The organism is Pseudomonas sp. S49, from assembly GCF_009866785.1.
Lineage (GTDB): Bacteria > Pseudomonadota > Gammaproteobacteria > Pseudomonadales > Pseudomonadaceae > Aquipseudomonas.
This window is the reverse complement of the sequence record NZ_CP019432.1, coordinates 2,103,975-2,120,913: the sequence shown is the minus strand read 5'-3', so window position 1 is coordinate 2,120,913 and position 16,939 is coordinate 2,103,975. Positions and strand designations below refer to the sequence as shown.

The 16,939-nt window shown below is 59.7% G+C and carries 12 protein-coding genes; 3 read left to right on the top strand and 9 right to left on the bottom strand.

What is annotated here, in order from left to right; translation table 11 throughout:
* Window positions 1–21: 21 nt before the first annotated feature.
* Together PspS49_RS09360 and ppsA are read right to left on the bottom strand one after the other, a co-directional pair.
* The gene (locus tag PspS49_RS09360) at window positions 22–1,011 is read right to left on the bottom strand and encodes an alpha/beta fold hydrolase (protein ID WP_150751637.1); all 990 of its coding nucleotides are present in this window, start codon (window positions 1,009–1,011) and stop codon (window positions 22–24) included.
* A gap of 183 nt (window positions 1,012–1,194) precedes the next feature.
* Entirely contained in the window at window positions 1,195–3,570 is a 2,376-nt protein-coding gene (gene ppsA, locus PspS49_RS09355; protein WP_127926486.1) for a phosphoenolpyruvate synthase, read from the bottom strand.
* A 174-nt stretch (window positions 3,571–3,744) separates the two neighbouring features.
* Here ppsA and PspS49_RS09350 point away from each other — a divergent pair, with 174 nt between their 5' ends.
* Window positions 3,745–4,563, top strand: coding sequence for a pyruvate, water dikinase regulatory protein (locus tag PspS49_RS09350; protein WP_007916411.1), 819 nt, complete (start codon window positions 3,745–3,747; stop codon window positions 4,561–4,563).
* Window positions 4,564–4,677: 114 nt separating this feature from the next.
* On the opposite strand, the gene PspS49_RS09345 is transcribed toward PspS49_RS09350, so the two are convergent.
* On the bottom strand, window positions 4,678–6,087 hold the full coding sequence (locus PspS49_RS09345) for a PLP-dependent aminotransferase family protein (RefSeq protein ID WP_160038929.1): 1,410 nt from the start codon (window positions 6,085–6,087) through the stop codon (window positions 4,678–4,680).
* Between the two features lie 114 nt (window positions 6,088–6,201).
* Here PspS49_RS09345 and PspS49_RS09340 point away from each other — a divergent pair, with 114 nt between their 5' ends.
* Window positions 6,202–7,107 carry an EamA family transporter gene (locus PspS49_RS09340; protein WP_174245107.1) on the top strand — a complete coding sequence of 302 codons (906 nt, stop codon included), beginning with the start codon at window positions 6,202–6,204 and terminating at the stop codon, window positions 7,105–7,107.
* Here PspS49_RS09340 and prpD read toward each other — a convergent pair.
* The 6 genes from prpD to PspS49_RS09310 all read right to left on the bottom strand — a co-directional run bounded on the left by prpD (window position 7,100) and on the right by PspS49_RS09310 (window position 15,999).
* Complete coding sequence (prpD, locus tag PspS49_RS09335; RefSeq protein WP_160038927.1) at window positions 7,100–8,584, bottom strand: 2-methylcitrate dehydratase; 1,485 nt, start codon at window positions 8,582–8,584, stop codon at window positions 7,100–7,102. The two genes, PspS49_RS09340 and prpD, sit on opposite strands and share 8 nt — an antisense overlap.
* 487 nt (window positions 8,585–9,071) lie before the next feature.
* On the bottom strand, window positions 9,072–10,262 hold the full coding sequence (gene prpF, locus PspS49_RS09330) for a 2-methylaconitate cis-trans isomerase PrpF (protein ID WP_160038925.1): 1,191 nt from the start codon (window positions 10,260–10,262) through the stop codon (window positions 9,072–9,074).
* Window positions 10,263–10,316: 54 nt separating this feature from the next.
* Complete coding sequence (acnD, locus tag PspS49_RS09325) at window positions 10,317–12,911, bottom strand: Fe/S-dependent 2-methylisocitrate dehydratase AcnD (protein ID WP_160038923.1); 2,595 nt, start codon at window positions 12,909–12,911, stop codon at window positions 10,317–10,319.
* A 200-nt stretch (window positions 12,912–13,111) separates the two neighbouring features.
* The gene (gene prpC, locus PspS49_RS09320) at window positions 13,112–14,239 is read right to left on the bottom strand and encodes a 2-methylcitrate synthase (RefSeq protein ID WP_160038921.1); all 1,128 of its coding nucleotides are present in this window, start codon (window positions 14,237–14,239) and stop codon (window positions 13,112–13,114) included.
* Between the two features lie 147 nt (window positions 14,240–14,386).
* Entirely contained in the window at window positions 14,387–15,280 is an 894-nt protein-coding gene (gene prpB / locus PspS49_RS09315) for a methylisocitrate lyase (protein ID WP_016983750.1), read from the bottom strand.
* The gene (locus PspS49_RS09310; RefSeq protein ID WP_172828118.1) at window positions 15,277–15,999 is read right to left on the bottom strand and encodes a GntR family transcriptional regulator; all 723 of its coding nucleotides are present in this window, start codon (window positions 15,997–15,999) and stop codon (window positions 15,277–15,279) included. The genes prpB and PspS49_RS09310 overlap by 4 nt, the downstream gene beginning before the upstream one ends.
* Before the next feature lie 402 nt (window positions 16,000–16,401).
* On the opposite strand from PspS49_RS09310, the gene PspS49_RS09305 reads away from it, so the two are divergent.
* Complete coding sequence (locus PspS49_RS09305) at window positions 16,402–16,938, top strand: ATP-dependent zinc protease (protein WP_016983749.1); 537 nt, start codon at window positions 16,402–16,404, stop codon at window positions 16,936–16,938.
* Window position 16,939 lies beyond the last annotated feature (1 nt).

Sequence of the window (16,939 nt, the reverse complement as noted above, 5' to 3'; positions counted from 1 at the left end):
TGCCCTTTACCCAGCCCCGTCTCAGACCGCAGCAGCCAGATCAGGCTTCTCGCCCAGTAACGGCGTTTGCTGATCGTTCAACCAGCGCGCTACCAACGGCCACACTTCATTCTGCGCCGCTTTGCTCACCAACATTTCAACATGACCGAAATTATCGGTGAAACCCTGCTCGCGCCCCAGATTGACGAATTGCTTGTGCTCGGAGCCGATCTGTTCGAACAGTTTGCGACAGGCCCAGGCCGGATCCTGATGATCCCCCGCCGCCGTCACTGCCAGCACCGGCACCTTGACGTCGGCCAGACCCGCCCACCAATCCTTGTCCTTATCACCAAAACGGCCGAACAAGCCGTACCAGCGCATGCTTTCCAGCGCCAGGCCGATCGGTTCATCTTCCGGGCCTCGTTTAAGCCGCGAACCCGACAATTGCGCAAAGCGCTTGAGAATAAAGCGCCCGCTCCACTCGACCGGCGGGATTTTCAGCGGCCAGTAAGTACGGCTGACCTGGGTGCCGAAAAATGCCGCCGAAGCCACCGCCGGCTCGCCAAGATATTCGCCACCGAGTGCCGCCGCCAGGGTGATGCCGCCCAGCGAATGGCCGATCCAGTGCGGAATCTGCCCGCTCTGCTCACGCACGAACGCGGCAATCGCCGGCAGATCGTAACGGGCGTAGTCGGCGACACGGTTGCGCCGGTATTCCTCGTTGCGCTGCGACAAACCGTGACCGCGCATCTCCGGAATCCACACGTCGAACCCAAGTCGCGTCAGATACGCGCCCAGGCCCAGGCCTTTCGGTGAAAACCAGAAACGTCGATTGGAAAAACTGCCGTGCAGCAAAATCACCGGCACACCGCGAGGCGCCGAGTCATCGGCCATGCCCAACCGGGTCACAGCGATTTCCACGGACCAGTCGGGGCTGTTGCCGGGTTTCAGGCGATACACGTCTTCGCTCAGATCGCCGCGCCGTTCGGCGCTGATCAGGGCGACAGGAAATAGGTCACTGCTGCTTTGCATAATGCTCTTGCACAAAAAAGGGCGGCATCTACAGGAGCCCGCCCTACTTGAATCTCAAAACCCGCCTCCTGTGGAAGCGAGCCTGCTCGCGAAAGCGGAGTGTCAGCCAATATCCATGGCGGATGTTGCTCCGTCTTCGCGAGCAGGCTCGTTCCCACAGGGAACGGGCCGTTCACATACTTATCAGGCCGGCGCTTGGCCTTCCGCCAGGAAGAACCAGGTTTCCAGCACGGTGTCCGGGTTCAGCGACACGCTTTCGATGCCCTGCTCCATCAGCCACTTGGCCAGATCCGGGTGGTCGGATGGACCCTGACCGCAGATACCGATGTACTTGCCGGCCTTGTTGCACGCGGCAATCGCGTTGGCCAAGAGCTTCTTGACCGCCGGATTACGCTCGTCGAACAGGTGCGCGATGATACCGGAATCGCGATCCAGGCCCAGCGTGAGCTGAGTCAGGTCGTTGGAACCGATCGAGAAACCGTCGAAGAATTCGAGGAATTCTTCAGCAAGGATCGCGTTGGATGGCAATTCGCACATCATGATCACGCGCAGACCGTTCTCGCCGCGCTTCAAGCCGTTTTCGGCGAGCAGATCCACCACTTGGCTGGCTTCGCCGAGGGTACGGACGAACGGCACCATGATTTCGACGTTGGTCAGGCCCATTTCGTTGCGCACACGCTTCAGCGCGCGGCATTCAAGCTCGAAGCAGTCGCGGAACGATTCGCTGATGTAACGCGAAGCGCCACGGAAGCCCAGCATCGGGTTTTCTTCTTCCGGCTCGTAGAGCTTGCCGCCGATCAGGTTGGCGTATTCGTTGGACTTGAAGTCCGACAGACGCACGATGACTTTCTTCGGTGCAAACGCGGCAGCGAGGGTGCTGATGCCTTCAACCAGTTTCTCGACATAGAAACCGACCGGATCGTCGTAACCAGCGATACGCTTGTCGACGCTTTCCTTGATTTCCTGCGGCAGACCGTCGTAGTTCAACAGCGCTTTCGGGTGTACGCCAATCATGCGGTTGATGATGAATTCCAGACGGGCCAGGCCGACACCGGCGTTCGGCAACTGCGCGAAGTCGAAGGCGCGGTCCGGGTTGCCGACGTTCATCATGATCTTGAACGGCAGCTCCGGCATGGCGTCGACGGAGTTCTTCTTGATGTCGAAACCCAGCTCGCCTTCGAAGATGTAACCGGTGTCGCCTTCGGCGCAAGACACGGTCACGCCCTGGCCATCCTTCAGCAGTTGGGTGGCGTTGCCGCAACCAACCACAGCCGGAATACCCAGCTCGCGAGCGATGATCGCTGCGTGGCAGGTACGACCGCCACGGTTAGTGACGATGGCGCTGGCGCGCTTCATGACCGGTTCCCAGTCCGGGTCGGTCATGTCGGAAACCAGCACGTCGCCCGGCTGGACTTTGTCCATCTCGGAGACGTCCTTGATGATGCGCACTTTACCGGCGCCGATGCGCTGGCCAATCGCACGACCTTCCACCAGCACGGTGCCGGTTTCTTTCAGCAGGTAACGTTCCATGACGTTGGCCTGGGTGCGGCTTTTCACGGTTTCCGGACGGGCCTGCACGATGTACAGCTTGCCGTCGTCACCGTCCTTGGCCCACTCGATGTCCATCGGGCAGCCGTAATGCTTTTCGATGATCATCGCTTGCTTGGCCAGCTCGCTGACTTCAGCGTCGCTCAGGCAGAAACGTGCACGATCAGCCTTGTCGACATCGACAGTCTTGACCGAACGACCGGCCTTGGCCTCGTCGCCGTAGATCATCTTGATGGCTTTGCTGCCCAGGTTACGACGCAGAATCGCCGGACGACCGGCCTCCAGCGTGCCCTTGTGGACGTAGAACTCATCCGGGTTGACCGCGCCTTGTACAACGGTTTCGCCCAGACCGTAAGCGCCGGTGATGAACACCACGTCACGGAAACCGGATTCGGTATCGAGGGTGAACATCACGCCGGCAGTGCCGGTTTCCGAACGCACCATGCGCTGCACGCCAGCCGACAGGGCGACCAGTTTGTGGTCGAAGCCCTGGTGCACGCGGTAGGAAATCGCACGGTCGTTGAACAGCGAAGCGAACACCTCTTTGGCGGCGCGGATAACGTTTTCCACACCACGGATGTTCAGGAAGGTTTCCTGCTGACCGGCGAAGGAGGCGTCCGGCAGGTCTTCGGCGGTAGCGGAAGAACGCACGGCCACGGCCACGTCAGGGTTGCCGGCCGACAGCGCGGCGAACGCGGTGCGGATCTCGGCATTCAGTTTTTCGGGGAATTCGGCTTCCATGATCCATTGACGGATCTGCGCGCCGGTCTTGGCCAGGGCGTTGACGTCGTCGACGTCGAGCGCGTCGAGGGCCTGGTGGATCTGGTCGTTGAGGCCGCTCAGTTCGAGGAAATCACGATAGGCCTGAGCCGTCGTGGCGAAGCCGCCGGGGACCGAAACACCGGCGCCTGCCAGGTTACTGATCATCTCGCCCAGGGATGCGTTCTTGCCCCCCACATGCTCAACATCGTGTTTGCCGAGCTTATCGAGGGAAACTACGTACTCTACCAAGGTGATCTCTCCACTAACTGTGTTGGAAAAGCTCAGAAACCGGCGGCCCGGGGGAGCCTTGGCCGGTTGTATGGCCTGGACCTGGAAAATAAGTGAGAATGCTGGCCATTGGCGGCCGGCAAATCGCGCCTATCATATCCAAGATTGATGACTAGCTTAAGGCCCAAGGTGCAAATGAAACGATCTGCTTTCTTCATCTCCGATGGCACCGGCATCACTGCCGAAACCCTGGGTCAAAGCCTCCTGGCGCAGTTCGAAAACATTACCTTCAGCAAATTCACGCGACCGTACATCGACAGCGTGGATAAAGCGCGAGCCATGGTACAACAAATCAACAAAGCCGCTGAAACCGACGGCTTCCGTCCGATCATCTTCGACACCATCGTCAATCAGGACATCCGTGAGATTCTCGCAACGTCCAATGGTTTCATGATCGACATTTTCTCGACCTTCCTCGCCCCACTGGAGCAGGAACTGACCGAGCATTCTTCCTATACCGTCGGCAAATCCCATTCGATCGGGCACAACTCCAATTACATGGAGCGCATCGAGGCGGTTAACTTTGCCCTCGACAACGACGACGGCGCGCGCACGCACTATTACGACAAAGCCGATTTGATACTAGTGGGCGTGTCGCGATGCGGCAAAACGCCGACGTGTCTGTACATGGCCATGCAGTTCGGCATCCGCGCGGCCAACTATCCGCTGACCGAAGACGACATGGAGCGTCTGACCCTGCCTACTGCCCTGCGCGCGCATCAGCACAAGCTGTTCGGCCTGACCATCGACCCGGACCGCCTCACCGCGATCCGCAACGAGCGCAAGCCCAACAGCCGCTATTCGAGCTACGCCCAGTGCGAATTCGAAGTGCGTGAAGTGGAGAATCTGTTCCGCCGCGAAAACATCCCCAACATCAACTCCACCCATTTTTCGGTGGAAGAGATTTCGGCGAAGATTCTGGTGGAGAAAGGTGTGGAGCGGCGGTTCAAATAGATTTGTGGTGTCTGGGCTGACGCTTTCGCGAGCAGGCTCGCTCCCACAGTTTGATCGCGTTTATCCCGTTGAAATGCGGTCGAATGTGGGAGCGAGCCTGCTCGCGAAGAACGATTACACGGTGTCTGTTAATGCCTTGGCCAGAGCTTCAAAACCTGCCAGCAACAACCGATCATCCCCCACCGCATTACACACACTTACCCGAATGAACTGCGGCACCGCTGAATGCCCGACCGCAAACACCTCGGCGGTGGCTACCAGATAGTTGTTTTCCTTCAACTCCGCCGCAATCTGCGACGCCCGCCACAGCTCAGGCACCTCCACCCAGAAATGCGGACTGTAAGGGTGAGTCTTGTAATTCAAACCCTGCAGAACAGGCGCCACCAACGCTTTGCGCCGAGCGATCTCGCTGATCTGCTCGTCCAGCAAACGCTCGGCCATGCCGCTTTCGATCCACAGGCTCGCCACTTCCATCGATAACGGATTGGCCATCCAGCAGGTAGCGCGGATGGCGGCACTCAAACGCCCGATCAACGCTTGCGGCGCGTGCAGATAACCAACGCGCAAACCCGCTGAAACAGCCTTGCTCAAACTGCCGATCAGCACTGAACGCTCCGGCGCAAAATAACTGAGCGGCAACGGGCGCTGGCGATCCAGTACTGCGTGGGCTTCATCTTCGATGATCAACAAATTGTGCTGGCGACAGAGCTCGGCGAGCGCCTCGCGCCGTGGGATCGACATCACAGCGGCTGTAGGATTCTGGATCGTTGGGGTGCAATACAGCGCTGAAACACGATGCTGACGGCAAATGTCCTCCAGCGCCGACGGTAAAAGCCCTTCGTCGTCCATCGCCGCGCCAATGAGCTTTATCCCGAGCTGGCGTGCGACGCCAATCAATCCGGGGTAGGACAAATGCTCGGTGACCACCGTGTCGCCGGCCTTGAGCAGGCCCATCAGTGCGCACAACAGACCATGCTGGCCACCGTTGACGCACAACACCTGATCGACGTGCGGCACAAACGCCTCGTGCTGCAGCCAGACCGCACCCGCCAATCGGTGCCGTGCCAGCCCACCTTCAGCGGTGTACCCGGTCAACTGCTGTAACACCCGCGGATCGCTTGCCAGTTCCTGCAGACTCTGGCTCATGAACGCCGCTTCTTGCGCTGGAATCGGTTGATTGCGGCTCATGTCGAAACAGGCTGACGGCTCATCACTGACATTGCGAAAGCCTTTGTCCTGCGGCCGCTCCATCCCGCGCTGACACACATAGGTGCCATCTCCTACGCGAGCCACCACCAATCCGACACGTTCAAGTTCACCGTAGGCACGGCTGATGGTGCCGATGGTCACCCCCAGGCTGTCCGCCAGCAAACGGTGCGGCGGCAACTTGCATCCCGCATCGATGACGCCCTCATCGATGGCTTGCGCGACTGCATCCGCCAGACGTTTGTACTTCACGCCCACGCCGTTGACGAGGCTATCGCGAAGGATTGACACCATGGCAATACTTACTTTGACAGTCATTGTCACCCCGAATAGCGTGCTTATAACAGGTTCAATCAGGAATAGACCGTTTCCGCGATCAGGTCAATTCCACCGTTCGGAGCACGCCGCATGTCGACCGCCGTCAGCACACCGATGAACATCAGCAAACCCTGGCTCGCCGGATTGATCACCAGTACCTTGTTTCTGATCGTCTGCCTGAGTTGGGGCACGACGTGGCTGGGTATCAAGATTGCGGTGGAAAGCGTGCCACCGCTGACCGCCGCCGGGCTGCGTTTTCTGATCGCTTTTCCGCTGTTCCTGAGCTTCGCGCTGTTGCGCAAGGAACCGCTGTTTTTTCCAAAGCAAAGTCGCTGGTTCTTTGTGTTCGTCACGCTGTCGTATTTCAGCCTGCCCTACTACCTGCTCAACTACGGCGAGATGCACGTGTCATCGGGCCTGACCGCCCTGCTGTTCAGTTGCATGCCAGTTTTTATCCTGCTGTTCTCGGCGCTGTTTCTGCGCGAGAAAATCTACCCGTCGCAAATGCTCGGCATCGCGATTGGCTTTGGCAGTCTGTTCATGATTATTCGCAGTCAGGGTCTGCATCTGGATCAGGCGGAATGGCTTGGCGTACTGGCAATTCTGTGTGCAGCGGTGATGCATGCGCTGTGCTACGTGGTGACGAAAAAACACGGCAGCGCGATCAGCGTGATCACCTACAACACGCTGCCGATCGGCATTGCCGGCCTGATGTTATTTATTGTCGGTCTGAGCATTGAGACGCCGGCGTTCAGTGACGTCAGCGCCCGCTCGTGGGGCGCCCTGCTGTATCTCGGGTTGGTGGCATCGGTGGGTGGATTCATCGTTTACTTTTTGCTGCTTAAACGCTTGAGCCCGATCATCCTGTCGTTCGTGTTCATCATTTTTCCGGTGTTCGCCGTGATCATCGGCGCCTGGTACGAAGGGCAAACCCTGTCCCGGGAACTGATGATCTATTCGGCGATTTTGTTGAGCGGTTTTGCGATTACCAAATTGCCTGTGGAAAAGTGGTTCAGATAACCAACATATCCACAAAGCGGTTGACCGGGGTGGCTTCGAGCCGCGCCTGATCCTTGCACAACGCAAAGATCTCGCCGCTGCGTTGGCCGGTGAAGCGCGTGGCCAGATTGGCTTTGAACTTGTCCTCCAGCAACGGAATGCCCTCGGCACGGCGCCGGCGATGGCCGATCGGGTATTCCACCACGACGTTTTCGGTGCTGCTGCCGTCCTTGAAAAACACTTGTACGGCGTTGGCGATCGAACGTTTGTCGGCCTCGAGATACTCGCGGGTGAAACGTGGCTCTTCGACGATGACCATTTTTTCGCGCAACACATCAATGACCGGATGTGCCCGGTGGAAATCGTCTTCGTACTGCTCGGCGACCAGATTGCCGAACGCCAGCGGCACGGCGGTCATGTACTGGATGCAGTGGTCACGGTCGGCGGCGTTGGCCAGCGGCCCGACCTTGGAAATGATGCGGATCGCCGATTCGTGGGTGGTGATGACGATACGGTCGATCTCGTGCAGACGATTGCGCACCTGCGGGTGCAAGGTCACTGCCGCTTCGCAGGCGGTTTGCGCGTGGAACTCGGCGGGAAAGCTGATTTTGAACAGGACGTTTTCCATCACGTAACTGCCGAACGGCCGCGAAAAACTGAAAGCGCGTTTATCTTCCGGTTTCAGCGCCAGATCGCTATTGGTGTGGCTGAACAGTACGTCATAAAAGCCCCACTGTTTCGCAGTCAGCACGCCGGGAATACCCATTTCGCCGCGCATGGCGATGTCGGCCAGACGCACGCCACGACTCGTCGCATCCCCCGCCGCCCAGGACTTTCTAGAGCCGGCATTCGGCGCATGACGATAGGTGCGCAGCGCCTGACCATCGGCGAACGCATGGGAAAGCGCCGACAACAATTGCTCGCGATTGGCGCCCATCAGTTTGGCGGTAACGGCGGTCGAGGCGACTTTCACCAGAATGACGTGATCGAGTCCTACACGATTGAAGGAGTTATCCAGAGCAATCACGCCTTGAATCTCGTGGGCCATGATCATCGCTTCCAGCACATCGCGAATGGTCAGCGGCGCTTCAGCATTGGCCAGGCGCTTCTGCGAGAGGTGATCGGCCACCGCAAGAATGCCGCCCAGGTTGTCCGATGGATGGCCCCACTCGGCGGCGAGCCAGGTGTCGTTGTAGTCGAGCCAACGGACGATGCAGCCGATGTCCCACGCGGCTTTCACTGGGTCGAGGCGATAAGACGTACCCGGGACTCGCGCACCAAACGGCACGACGGTGCCTTCGACGATTGGGCCGAGATGCTTGGTGCATTCGGGAAAGCGCAGTGCCAGCAGGCCGCAGCCCAGCGTGTCCATCAGGCAGTTGCGGGCGGTGTCGAGGGCTTCGGCAGAGGGGGCTTTGAAGGTGAGGACGTAATCGGCGATGTCCTGCAGGACATGGTCGTAGTCGGGGCGGTTGTTCAGGTCGACGTTGGCGCTCATTGCGGTTCTCCTGTGCGGGAATGATGAGTGGGTGCGGTCTTCCTCAGGGCTTGGCGGGTTTGGGTGATTGCAGGTCTGGGGTGCCTGCTTGTTTTGTGTTTCTTCAGTGGGTGGGCCCCTCACCCTAGCCCTCTCCCGAGGGAGAGGGAACCGATTGGGGGATGCTGTGGAGGTTCACCGACGTGAACGATCGCCATTGAATCCATAATCGATCTGGTCAATGCACAATTTCAAACACCTCGGTCGGCCCCTGAATCCATAATCGACTCAATCTTTCAGGTCGATGTACAACCCCAGACACCTCGGTCGGCCCCCTGAACCCATAATCGACTCAATCTTTCAGGTCGATGTACAACCCCAGACACCTCGGTCGGCCCCTTGAACCCATAATCGACTCAATCTTTCAGGTCGATGTACAACCCCAGACACCTCGGTCGGCCCCCTCTCCCTTTGGGAGAGGGCTGGGGTGAGGGTGAAAAATCTCAAATCAGAAAGAATCACCCGGGATGCGCACGTAGCCTTCCATGAGAACGCGTGCGCTACGGCTCATGATGGCTTTCTTCACCACCCACTCGCCGTTTTCCAGACTGGCTTCAGCGCCAACGCGCAACGTTCCGGACGGATGCCCGAAGCGCACGGCATTACGTTCAACGCCACCCGCCGCAAGGTTCACCAACGTGCCGGAAATCGCTGCCGCCGTACCAATCGCCACCGCCGCCGTGCCCATCATCGCGTGGTGCAACTTGCCCATCGACAACGCACGTACCAGCAAATCCACATCACCAGCGCCAACCGCTTTGCCACTCGACGCCACGTAATCTGCAGGCTTGGCGACAAACGCGACTTTCGGCGTGTGCTGCCGCTTGGCCGCTTCGTCCAGATTGGAGATCAGGCCCATGCGCAGCGCGCCATAAGCCCGAATCTTCTCAAACATCTGCAGCGCTTGCGGATCGCTGTTGATCGCGCTCTGCAACTCGGTCCCGGTGTAACCAATGTCTTCGGCATTGACGAAAATCGTCGGGATGCCAGCGTTGATCATGGTCGCTTTGAACGTGCCGACACCCGGCACTTCCAGCTCATCAATCAGGTTGCCAGTGGGGAACATCGAACCACCGCCACCCTCTTCTTCCGCCGCCGGGTCCATGAATTCGACTTGTACTTCAGCAGCCGGAAAAGTCACGCCATCGAGTTCGAAATCACCGGTTTCCTGCACTTCGCCGTTGGTGATCGGCACGTGGGCAATAATCGTTTTGCCGATGTTGGCCTGCCACACGCGCACCACCGCGACACCGTTGTGCGGAATGCGGCTGGCATCGACCAGGCCATTGCTGATGGCGAACGAACCGACCGCAGCCGAGAGGTTGCCGCAGTTGCCGCTCCAGTCCACAAAGGGCTTGTCGATGGAGACCTGACCGAACAGGTAATCGACGTCGTGATCAGCCTTGATGCTTTTCGACAGGATCACGGTTTTGCTGGTGCTCGACGTCGCGCCGCCCATGCCGTCGATTTGTTTGTCGTACGGGTCGGGACTGCCGATCACGCGCAGCAATAAAGCGTCGCGAGCCGGACCGGGAATCTGCGCCGCTTCAGGCAGATCCTTGAGGCTGAAAAACACGCCTTTGCTGGTGCCGCCGCGCATGTAGGTGGCGGGGATTTTTATTTGTGGTGCGTGAGCCATATTGCTCCTTACCGAAAGCATGGGACTTAAAATCCCATGCCCGCATCAGTTGATTTAAACGGCAACCGCCGACTCTTCAAGGAAGTCCTGAGCGAAGCGCTGCAACACGCCGCCGGCCTCGTAGATCGATACTTCTTCAGCGGTATCCAGACGGCAGGTCACCGGCACGTCAACGCGCTCGCCGTTCTTGCGATGGATCACCAGCGTCAGGTCCGCGCGCGGTTTGCGCTCGCCGATCACGTCATAGGTTTCGCTGCCATCGATGGCCAACGTATGACGGTCCGTGCCCGGCTTGAACTCCAGCGGCAACACGCCCATGCCCACCAGGTTGGTGCGGTGAATGCGCTCGAAACCTTCAGCGGCAATCGCCTCGACACCGGCCAGACGCACGCCTTTCGCCGCCCAGTCGCGGGACGAACCCTGACCGTAATCGGCGCCGGCAATGATGATCAGCGGCTGCTTGCGTTCCATGTAGGTTTCGATGGCTTCCCACATGCGCATCACTTTGCCTTCCGGCTCGACACGCGCCAGCGAACCCTGTTTGACCTTGCCGTTTTCCACGACCATTTCATTGAACAGTTTCGGGTTGGCAAACGTTGCGCGCTGCGCGGTCAAGTGGTCGCCACGGTGCGTGGCGTAAGAGTTGAAGTCCTCTTCCGGCAGGCCCATTTTCGCCAGGTATTCGCCGGCAGCGCTGTCGAGCATGATCGCGTTGGATGGCGACAGATGATCGGTGGTGATGTTGTCCGGCAGCACCGCCAGCGGGCGCATGCCCTTAAGCGGACGTGCGCCGGCCAGCGCGCCTTCCCAGTACGGCGGACGGCGGATGTAAGTGCTCATTTCGCGCCAGTCGTACAGCGGCGTGACTTTCGGGCCGGTGTCTTCGTGGACGGCGAACATCGGAATGTAGACCTGACGGAACTGCTCAGGCTTGACCGAAGATTTCACCACGGCGTCGATTTCTTCGTCGCTCGGCCAGATGTCTTTCAGGCGGATTTCTTTGCCGTCGACCACGCCCAACACGTCCTTCTCGATGTCGAAACGGATGGTCCCGGCGATGGCGTAAGCGACCACTAGTGGCGGCGAAGCGAGGAACGCTTGCTTGGCGTACGGGTGGATGCGGCCGTCGAAGTTGCGGTTGCCCGAGAGCACGGCGGTGGCGTACAGGTCGCGGTCGATGATCTCCTGCTGAATCACCGGATCGAGCGCACCGGACATGCCGTTGCAGGTAGTGCAAGCGAAGGCGACGACACCGAATCCGAGCTGCTCCAGCTCCGTGGTCAGCCCCGCTTCGTCGAGGTACAGCGCGACGGTTTTCGAGCCCGGCGCTAGCGAGGATTTCACCCATGGCTTGCGGGTCAGGCCGAGTTTGTTGGCGTTGCGCGCGAGCAGGCCGGCGGCGATGACGTTGCGCGGGTTACTGGTGTTGGTGCAACTGGTAATGGCGGCGATGATCACTGCGCCGTCGGGCATTTGTCCCGGCACGTCATCCCACTGGCCGGAGATGCCTTTGGCGGCCAGATCCGCCACCGCGACGCGGGCATGCGGGTTGCTCGGGCCGGCCATGTTGCGCACGACCGAGGACAGATCGAAGCTCAGCCCTCGCTCGTATTGCGCGCCTTTCAGGCTGTCTGCCCACAGGCCGGTGAGCTTGGCGTACTGCTCGACCAACTGCACTTGCTGGTCTTCGCGACCGGTCAGTTTCAGGTAATCGATGGTCTGCTGGTCGATGTAGAACATCGCCGCCGTGGCGCCGTATTCCGGGGCCATGTTGGAGATGGTCGCGCGGTCGCCGAGGGTCAGCGCAGCGGCGCCTTCGCCGAAGAACTCCAGCCACGCGCCGACGACTTTCTGTTTGCGCAGGTATTCGGTCAGCGCCAGCACCATGTCGGTGGCAGTGATGCCCGGTTGCAGCTTGCCAGTCAGTTCGACGCCGACGCTTTCCGGCAGGCGCATCCACGAGGCGCGACCGAGCATCACGCTCTCGGCTTCGAGACCGCCAACGCCGATGGCAATCACGCCCAAAGCATCGACGTGCGGGGTGTGGCTGTCGGTGCCGACGCAAGTGTCGGGGAACGCCACGCCCTCACGCACCTGGATCACCGGAGACATTTTCTCCAGGTTGATCTGGTGCATGATGCCGTTGCCCGGTGGGATCACGTCAACGTTCTTGAAGGCCTTTTTGGTCCAGTTGATGAAGTGGAAACGGTCTTCGTTGCGACGGTCTTCGATGGCGCGGTTTTTCTCGAACGCCTGCTTGTCGAAACCGCCTGCCTCCACTGCCAGCGAGTGGTCGACGATCAATTGCGTCGGCACTACCGGGTTGACCTGCGCCGGGTCACCGCCCTGCAAGGCGATCGCGTCGCGCAGGCCAGCGAGGTCGACCAGCGCGGTCTGACCGAGAATGTCGTGGCAGACCACGCGCGCCGGGAACCACGGGAAGTCGAGGTCGCGTTTGCGTTCAATCAGTTGCTTGAGGGAATTGGTGAGCGTGGCCGGGTCGCAGCGACGCACAAGGTTTTCCGCCAGCACGCGGGAGGTGTACGGCAGGGTGTCGTAACTGCCGGGCTGAATCGCTTCGACAGCCGCACGGGCGTCGAAATAATCCAGAGGGCTGCCGGGCAGGGTTTTGCGAAATTCTGTGTTCATCGGGTCAGGACTCGGGTCACGGTAGTTGCAAAGGGTGGCTGACACAAACCTGAGTTACACACCATCCACTGTGGGAGCGAGCCTGCTCGCGAAAGCGGTGGATCAGTCGACATCGATGGTGAATGTCAGTCCGTCATCGCGAGCAGGCTCACTCCTACAGGGATTTGCGGTGTTTTCCGGGATCGCGTCAGCTCACCATTTCAGCGACGTTCGATTGGCACGAACTTGCGCTGTTCGACGCCGACGTACTCGGCGCTTGGACGGATGATGCGGTTGTTGGCGCGTTGTTCGAACACATGCGCAGCCCAGCCAGTCAGGCGCGAGCAGACGAAGATCGGCGTGAACAGCTTGGTCGGGATGCCCATGAAGTGGTACGCCGAGGCATGGTAGAAATCGGCGTTGGGGAACAGTTTTTTCTGCTCCCACATGGTCTTGTCGATGGCTTCGGAAACCGGGAACAGCACTTTGTCGCCGACTTCATCCGCGAGTTTTTTCGACCAGCCCTTGATCACCTCGTTGCGCGGATCGCTGTCCTTATAGATCGCGTGGCCGAAGCCCATGATCTTGTCCTTGCGCTCAAGCATGCCGAGGGTGCCTTTGATCGCCTCTTCCGGCGACGCGAAGCGCTCGATCATTTCCATCGCTGCTTCATTGGCGCCGCCGTGCAACGGACCGCGCAGCGAACCAATAGCGGCCGTTACGCAAGAATACAAATCGGACAGGGTCGAGGCGCAGACGCGCGCGGTGAACGTCGAGGCGTTGAATTCGTGTTCGGCGTAAAGAATCAGCGAGACGTTCATCACTTTCACGTGCAATTCGATCGGCTTCTTGTCGTGCAGCAGGTGCAGGAAGTGGCCGCCGATGGTCGGCTCGTCGCTGACGCAATTGATGCGTTTGCCGTCGTGGCTGAAGCGATACCAGTAGCACATGATCGCCGGGAACGCGGCCAGCAAGCGGTCAGTCTTGTCGCGTTGCTCGGAAAAGTCTTTCTCCGGCTCGATATTGCCGAGGAACGAGCAACCGGTGCGCATCACGTCCATCGGGTGGGCGTCGGCGGGGATGCGTTCGAGCACTTCTTTCAGCGCTTGTGGCAGGTCGCGCAGCTTGCTCAGTTTGCCTTGGTATTCGTCGAGTTGCGCCTGGGTTGGCAGCTCGCCGTAGAGCAGCAGGTAAGCGACTTCTTCAAATTGCGCATCGGCAGCGAGTTCGCGCACGTCGTAGCCGCGATAGGTCAGCCCGGCACCGGCCTGGCCCACGGTGGACAGTGCGGTTTGCCCGGCGACCTGGCCACGGAGCCCGGCGCCACTGAGTACTTTTGCTTCGGCCATTGTGTTCTCCAATCTTCTTGAATTTGTATGGGGAAACTTCTGGGAGCGAGCCTGCTCGCGAAGGTGGCTGGAACACCTCGGTGCATCAGGGACACCGCGTTATCGTTGGCGTCCTTCGCGAGCAGGCTCGCTCCCACAGGGTTTGATTCAGCCTTTCTTTTGTGCAAACAACGCATCGAGCTTCTGCTCGAACGTGTGGTAATCGATGCGATCGTAAAGCTCCATGCGAGTCTGCATGGTGTCGATGACATTCTGCTGCGTACCATCGCGACGGATCGCGGTGTAAACGTTTTCCGCAGCCTTGTTCATCGCGCGGAACGCCGACAGCGGATAGAGCACCAGCGACACGTCGGCGCCGGCCAGTTGCTCGGTGGTGTACAGCGGTGTCGCGCCGAACTCGGTGATGTTGGCCAGAATCGGCGCCTTCACACGGTTGGCGAACAGCTTGTACATTTCCAGCTCAGTGATCGCTTCCGGGAAGATCATGTCAGCGCCAGCCTCGATGCACGCCGCTGCGCGATCGAGTGCCGATTCCAGACCTTCCACCGCCAGCGCATCGGTGCGCGCCATGATCACGAAGCTGTCATCGGTGCGGGCATCGACGGCGGCTTTGATGCGGTCGACCATTTCCTGCTGGCTGACGATCTCTTTATTAGGACGGTGGCCACAGCGCTTGGCGCCGACCTGATCCTCGATGTGAATCGCCGCCGCGCCGAACTTGATCATCGATTTGACCGTGCGCGCGACGTTGAATGCCGAGGAACCGAAACCGGTGTCGACGTCGACCAGCAGCGGCAGATCGCAAACGTCGGTGATGCGGCGCACGTCGGTCAGCACGTCATCCAGACCGGTGATGCCCAGATCCGGCACGCCGAGCGAGCCTGCAGCCACCCCGCCACCGGACAGGTAGATCGCCTTGAAACCGGCGCGCTTGGCCAGCAGCGCGTGGTTGGCGTTGATTGCACCGACCACCTGCAATGGATGCTCGCTGGCGACCGCATCGCGGAAACGCTGGCCTGGAGTGCTGTGCTTGGAACTCATGACTCACCTCGTTCAGTGGCTGTCTTATTGTGGGCGCCGTCCTGGTAATGACGGGCGATGTTGCGTTTCGAGGCGCCGATGTGACGGCGCATCAACAATTCCGCGAGCTCGCCGTCACGGTCGGCGATGGCATCGAGAATCCGGTGGTGTTCGGCAAAAGCCTGGCGCGGGCGGTTCGGTGTGGTGGAAAACTGGATGCGGTACATGCGCACCAATTGATAGAGCTCGCCGCAGAGCATCTGCGTCAGCGTGCGATTGCCGCTGCCCTGGATGATCCGGTAGTGAAAGTCGAAATCGCCTTCCTGCTGGTAGTAGCCAACGCCAGCCTGAAACGCCGCGTCGCGCTCGTGGGTTTCCAGCACCCGGCGCAGTTCGTCGATTTCTTCAACGCTCATGCGTTCGGCCGCCAGACGGCAGGCCATGCCTTCGAGGGATTCGCGGATTTCATAGAGTTCGAGCAATTCGGCGTGGCTGAGCGACACCACCCGCGCGCCGACGTGCGGCACGCGTACCAGTAAACGCTGGCCTTCGAGACGGTGAATCGCCTCGCGTAACGGTCCACGGCTGATGCCGTAGGTGCGTGCCAGCTCCGGTTCGGAGATCTTGCTGCCCGGGGCGATCTCGCCTTTGACGATGGCTGCCTGAATGCGCCGGAAGACGTTTTCCGAGAGTGTCTCGGAATCGTCGCCGCTGATGACCGGGGGATCGAGTTGATCCAACATGATTGTCGACACCTTCAAATCCAATGCGGCAAAAACTAGCCAATTCGCCCGCATCAGTCAAAGGATAAATAGGTATTGTCGACAATCGTCTAATAACCGTAGGCAATCTCCCATTGGTCGATTAATCCCTGTGGGAGCGAACCTGCTCGCGAAAGCGTACTGTCAGTCAGCATCTGCATGGGATGACGCACCGCCTTCGCGAGCAGGCTCCCACAGGGTTCCCAAAGGGGTATAGACCGGCTCGGGCGCTGGCGCCATAAACCCACCGTGCTAGAATGCCGCCCGCATTTGCTGGCCATTTGTACGGCTTGTCATATAAAGCTGCCAGGCACACGAAGGGCCTTGCGCAAGTTTTGCCAAGGACCTGAACCGAAAACGGAACGCTGCGCACCAGGATTTATGAGACTCAAGCCCTTCCCCACATTCTTTGCCCTGTTTTGCCTGCCCGGCCTCGCCGCCGCGGGGGAAAAAACCGTGTACGGCCTCAACGAATACGCTTCGCTTGACGGCATCAATCTCGAAGTCGCGGCCAAACTCGACACCGGCGCGAAAACCGCCTCGCTGAGTGCCCGCGACATCAAACGCTTTAAACGCAACGGTGAGTCCTGGGTTCGTTTCTACCTGGCCATCGACGCCGCGCACTCGCACCCGATCGAACGGCCGCTGGCCCGGGTCAGCAAGATCAAGCGCCGTGCTGGCGACTACGACCCGGAAGAAGGCAAGAAGTACACCGCCCGTCCGGTGATCGAGCTGGATATCTGCATGGGATCAGCGATGCGCAGCATCGAAGTGAACCTGACCGACCGAAGTGCGTTCCAATATCCGCTTTTGATCGGCTCCGAGGCGCTGAAACGCTTCGACGCGCTGGTCGACCCCAGTCTTAAATACGCTGCCGGCAAACCCGCCTGCACCATCGCCGCTCATACCGCCGAGTAAT

Bases quoted from the DNA above. Each gene is read 5' to 3' on its own strand.
- PspS49_RS09350 (WP_007916411.1), top strand. From the start codon at position 3,745: ATGAAACGATCTGCTTTCTTCATCTCCGATGGCACCGGCATCACTGCC.
- prpD (WP_160038927.1), bottom strand. From the start codon at position 8,584: ATGAGCGCCAACGTCGACCTGAACAACCGCCCCGACTACGACCATGTC.
- acnD (WP_160038923.1), bottom strand. From the start codon at position 12,911: ATGAACACAGAATTTCGCAAAACCCTGCCCGGCAGCCCTCTGGATTAT.
- prpF (WP_160038925.1), bottom strand. From the start codon at position 10,262: ATGGCTCACGCACCACAAATAAAAATCCCCGCCACCTACATGCGCGGC.
- PspS49_RS09340 (WP_174245107.1), top strand. From the start codon at position 6,202: ATGAACATCAGCAAACCCTGGCTCGCCGGATTGATCACCAGTACCTTG.
- PspS49_RS09305 (WP_016983749.1), top strand. From the start codon at position 16,402: ATGAGACTCAAGCCCTTCCCCACATTCTTTGCCCTGTTTTGCCTGCCC.
- prpC (WP_160038921.1), bottom strand. From the start codon at position 14,239: ATGGCCGAAGCAAAAGTACTCAGTGGCGCCGGGCTCCGTGGCCAGGTC.
- prpB (WP_016983750.1), bottom strand. From the start codon at position 15,280: ATGAGTTCCAAGCACAGCACTCCAGGCCAGCGTTTCCGCGATGCGGTC.
- PspS49_RS09345 (WP_160038929.1), bottom strand. From the start codon at position 6,087: ATGACTGTCAAAGTAAGTATTGCCATGGTGTCAATCCTTCGCGATAGC.
- PspS49_RS09360 (WP_150751637.1), bottom strand. From the start codon at position 1,011: ATGCAAAGCAGCAGTGACCTATTTCCTGTCGCCCTGATCAGCGCCGAA.